Below are 4,939 nucleotides of genomic sequence, written 5' to 3'. Positions count from 1 at the left end.
CCTACCATGACTTTTTTACCGCGAATGAGTTCAATCAGATCCATGGGCACATGGGAGTTGTGACATTCTAGTGAGATGATATCGATACTGGATTTTTGCAGCTTGGGGAAAGCTTCTTCATATTGTCGCCACTCTGAGCCCAGGGTCTTTTTCCAATCGGTATTGGCTTTGATGCCATAACCATAACAAATATGCACGGCGGTCTCACATTTGAGGCCTTCGATCGCTCTTTCTAAGGTGGCAACGCCCCAGTCATTGACTTCGTCAAAAAATACGTTAAATGCGGGCTCATCAAATTGGATTATATCCACCCCCGCAGCTTCTAGTTCTCTGGCTTCTTGATTAAGAATTTTAGCAAATTCCCAGGCGAGTTTTTCACGGCTTTTATAGTGATTGTCATACAGGGTATCGATCATGGTCATCGGGCCAGGCAGGGCCCATTTTATCGCTTGTTTGGTTTGCTGACGTAAAAACCTGGCGTCTTCCACAAAAACCGATTTTGGCCGGGTCACCGCGCCCACCACGGTTGGTACGCTTGCATCATAACGATCACGAATTCTAACGGTTTCTCGTTTTGCAAAATCTACACCGCTTAGGTGCTCAATAAAGGTTGTGACAAAGTGTTGGCGAGTTTGCTCACCATCACTGACGATATCAATCCCTGCGTGTTGTTGCTCTTGCAATGACAACAGCAAAGCATCGTGTTTACCCTCGATTAATTCTGCGCCTTGCAATTTCCAGGGTGACCAAAGTGTTTCTGGTTGGGCAAGCCAGGCGGGCTTAGGCAAGCTGCCAGCCGTTGAGGTGGGTAGTAATTTGTTCATTGTAAATGACCTTGTCTAATTAATTGATTTTATAGAAGAAGAGTTAATTCGCGTAGTTAGCCGACCACTGCTCAAGCGTAGTTTGATAAGGTTTGATAAAATGTTCTTCAACAAATTTGCCTTGTTCAACGGCGAGCTGACTGCGTTCTTCTCGATCATATACAATGCGCGTTAATGAATAATCCTGATGCTGCAAACTGGGTTGATAGATGAAGCCGGCGGCAGAATTTGCATTGTAAATTTCTGGTCGATAAATCTTTTGAAAGGTATCCATGGTGCTGATGGTGCTAATAAGCTCAAGCTCTGTGTAATCACCAAGCAAATCGCCGGTAAAGTAAAAGGCCAGAGGGGCCACACTATTTGGCGGCATGAAATACCGCACCTGCAAGCCCATTTTGTTGAAGTATTCGTCGGTTAAAGAGTATTCATCTTGATGGTATTCATAACCCAATACGGCGTGCTGATAGTCAGTGCGGTAGTAGGCTTTACTACTCGATACACTCAAACATATTACAGGTAGTTTTTTGAAATGAGTCCGGTAAGTACTTGAGTTAACAAAGCACTTAAACAGCTTGCCATGCAGATCACCAAAATTGGCTGGCGTGCTAAATTTCGATAGATTTTTATTGTGACCGGGCAATAGTACGCTGAAGTCATAATCTCGTATGTAGGAAGAAAAATTGTTTCCTACAATGCCTGCAATACGGTTATTGGTTTTTCGATCAAAAATAGTCGGTTTCAAGATTTCAATCAAAGGCAAGGCATGACAACTGCGGTGAGTATCAATCTTCATCTCGACAGAAATGATATCCAGTTCGAGGGTGTAACGATTGCCTTTGGGGTTATCCCGATATGCCAAAGCATTAAAACGGTTGTCAATCATCTTTAAGGTGTTGCGCAAATTCTCTTGGCGACGCTTGCCTCTGGCCAAATTAGCAAAGTTAGTTGTAATGCGCGTAGTGTCCGAAGGTAGATAGTGCTCATCGAACCGCACGCTTTTGATGGTAAATTTGAAGTCTTTATTCATGATGATCGCGTATTCTTTTTGTTAGGTAAAATCTGAATGTCAGGTGTGCCTTTGTACTTATTGCCAATTTCTTATCTGAACGTTCATTGAGTTGTATCCAGAGTCATCTGCGATATCTCATTTCTGATAGCACTCAGTGATAAGGCGAGTTTGGGTCAAAGCTAAGCACATGAGTCATTTATACGGGGCTTTTTATATGAATAAAAATGACTTTATTTCATCAAGCCATGAATGAATTTCATGGCTTTGTCGGAAGTTGGAATTGCAGAAAACACAGAGGGTGACCTAGCCACCCTTAGACATCCTTTTAAACGCTTAAGACGTGTTTGCGTCGTAATCAATAGTCATCGATTTACTTAGCGGGCTTGACTCTAGGCAACGCGAGTGACTTGTTTTGTGTTAATGTTAAGTTTTACTTATAGTTTGATAGCTGTGCCAAATTCAATGCCTTACTGACCTTAGTCAACCATAAATTAAGTCTAAAAAGCGCTGATGGCTTATTATCTTTGATAGGTTTGTCTTTATTTTCATGGCTTGTGATGCTAATTTTCTGCATGGTCTATTACCTTTTATTCGATTTGATAGTGTAATATTGACGTGCGTGAGGCCATAAAGCGAACAATCAAATTCGACAACAACTATAAGTTAAACTAATGGATAAGCGTTTAAGACATATTGCGCTCTTACGCTGCTTTGATGCAGCGGCTAGGCATCAAAGTTACAGCTTAGCTGCCGATGAGTTAGCGATTACGCAGGCGGCGGTGAGCCAGCAAATCCGAAACCTTGAAGCGCACTTGCAGGTAAAACTATTTAGTCGCCAAGGGCGGGCAATGCAACTGACTAAACAAGGCAGCACCTTATTAGAGTCAGTTGGCAAGGCCTTTAGTGAATTATCTTTAGGCTTTGATCGTATTCAAGTCGAACCACAAGCAGGTGTTATTACGGTAACGGCTTCGCCTTCTTTTTGCTCTAGATGGTTGGTGCCCAGGCTCTGGAAATTTTCTGTTTTGTATCCTGATATTCAGGTCAGAGCGCTAGCTTCTGCACAATATGAAGACGTGCGGCATTCTGATATTGATGTGGCAATTCGCCAAGGCGAGATGCAGGTTACCAAGGTGCATCAAGAAACCCTGTTGCTTGATCCGGTGTTTCCCATCTGCTCGCCCAGAGTTTACCAAGAAGAGCAATTAAGCAGCCCTGAAAAAATCAACCAATGTTGGCTAGTTGAAGCAATAGGCGCCGGCCGCAGCGGGTTCAGTTGGAAAGATTGGTTTAAGCTGGCAGGCGTGCCAGTGGATCCTAGTTGTTATAATTGGATGGAGGTGACAACTTGGGAAATGGGAATTAACGCGGTGTTAAGTGGGCATGGGATCTTTTTAACCTCAGCTTGCATGGCTCAGGATTTGATTGAATCGGGGGCATTGATTAAACCTTTTGATATTCAAATAGAGCCGGGTTTGCGGTTTTCCTTGTTATATGATGAGGAATCACCGCGCATGGCCCGGATCAAGGTTTTTACTCAATGGTTGAAAAGCGAATTAGCCATTTAGTTTTTGACTTGCGGTATCTGCTTCGTTCACATTCATCTTCCGAGCTTACGCGGGGTAAAATACCCAGAAATGAGACTTGTGGAAGTCGCTTTAGTTTTTATAATAGTTTTATCAACGAGCCAGGAATCGCTTATTTATGTCGACATTTACCGCACTGTACACCTTCATTGAACGGCAGTTTTTTTCGACCCTGAGTCGCAAAATAATCGGTAATATCGGTTTTTTAGCCTTAGTTTTTGTCGTGGCGATGTATTTAGCGTACCCAGAAAAAGACCCAAGTTTTTGGTGGCTGTGTCTGGTTTTAGGTTTGAGTGCCTTTGTTTTTACCATCGGTTATTTGCATTTTTTGATCGTACGGCCTGTCAAAGCACTGATCAGTGTGTTGCAGCAATCCAATTCTCAAGACGCAAATCTATCTCTGCGTTTACCTGCTTTTACCTTTGACGAGTTTCGTACACTTTCTGAAGAATATAATCAGTTTATTGGTCAGTTGGCCAAGCTGATCGACAAGGTACACAGCCAAGCAACAGATACTCATCACATCAATGAACAAGTATCTGGTGCGGTGGAAAATACTCGGGGCCAATTACAGCAAACTCAACACGACAGTGAGAAAATCCGCAAAGGCAGCAAGCAAGTATTGGGGCACTTATCCACCATTGTGCAAACCGGTGAACAAGTGGACTCTGTAGCGGGTGTCACATTAGGTAAGGCTGAGGTGGCAAGTAGACAATTGGGTGATTTGTCGACTCGTTTAGTGGACATCGTTGGATTATTAGATCGTTTCTCACGCACCATTCAAGGTTTGCAAGATAACGCGGAAAACGTGCGAAAGATATTGCACATGGTTGAGGGGTTTTCTGACCAAACTAATTTATTGGCGCTCAACGCGGCCATTGAAGCGGCAAGGGCAGGGGAAGCAGGGCGTGGCTTTGCTGTGGTTGCTGATGAGGTGCGTACTTTGGCCGCTAAGGTGAGCGATGCAACCAGGCAGATCTCTGGCTTTTTAAACGACTTAGACCGCTTAGTGAGCGAAACCAAAGATGAGTCACAGCATTTACATAAACAAGCCGAGCAAGTACAAGAAAAAATCGTGGTTAGCCAAAACGATTTCAGTGAATTATTAGGGCAAATTCAACAGTCTAATCAAGGTATTGCTGGCATCAATCACACGGTTGTTGGCCTTGAGCAAGAATATCAACTCATCCACCAGCATCTAAGTCATATTGAGCAGGTGACCGAGCAGGCCTATGAGCAAATGAAATCTATTGATGATGCCGTGCAAAAACTCTTAAGTGGCACGGCAAGCACGCAAAAACAATTGGGTGCTTTTACTAAAGCAAGCATGCCTGAGCGCCCAAATAGAAAGGGATAACTATCGGTGTGAACCGCGGCTATTTTTATTAGCCGCTGAGGTAATTAAGGCTAAATTAAGTGAGCGCCGCTTTGAGTGTTTCAGACATGGGCGTGGTTGGTTGTTTGATTAACTGGCTTAATTGTTTGTTATTATCTGCTAACCAACCTTTTGCGGCTTGTGC

Annotated in this window: 4 protein-coding genes; 2 read left to right on the top strand and 2 right to left on the bottom strand. The window is 43.5% G+C overall.

Annotated features, from left to right (window positions below):
* A partial coding sequence (locus NWQ57_RS05670; RefSeq protein WP_306021166.1) for a methionine synthase occupies window positions 1-824 on the bottom strand: 824 nt, incomplete at its 3' end.
* Window positions 825-867: 43 nt separating this feature from the next.
* The gene (locus NWQ57_RS05665) at window positions 868-1,851 is read right to left on the bottom strand and encodes a DUF1852 domain-containing protein (protein ID WP_306021165.1); all 984 of its coding nucleotides are present in this window, start codon (window positions 1,849-1,851) and stop codon (window positions 868-870) included.
* Window positions 1,852-2,504: 653 nt separating this feature from the next.
* Here NWQ57_RS05665 and NWQ57_RS05660 point away from each other — a divergent pair.
* Complete coding sequence (locus NWQ57_RS05660) at window positions 2,505-3,401, top strand: LysR substrate-binding domain-containing protein (protein ID WP_306021164.1); 897 nt, start codon at window positions 2,505-2,507, stop codon at window positions 3,399-3,401.
* Window positions 3,402-3,537: 136 nt separating this feature from the next.
* Window positions 3,538-4,776, top strand: a complete 1,239-nt coding sequence (locus NWQ57_RS05655; protein WP_306021163.1) for a methyl-accepting chemotaxis protein — start codon at window positions 3,538-3,540, stop codon at window positions 4,774-4,776.
* Window positions 4,777-4,939: the final 163 nt, after the last annotated feature.

It is taken from the genome of Paraglaciecola sp. (assembly GCF_030730205.1).
In the GTDB taxonomy this organism is placed as follows: Bacteria; Pseudomonadota; Gammaproteobacteria; order Enterobacterales; family Alteromonadaceae; genus Paraglaciecola.
Note: the sequence above shows the minus strand (reverse complement) of the source record. Positions and strands in the feature narration are given on the sequence as shown.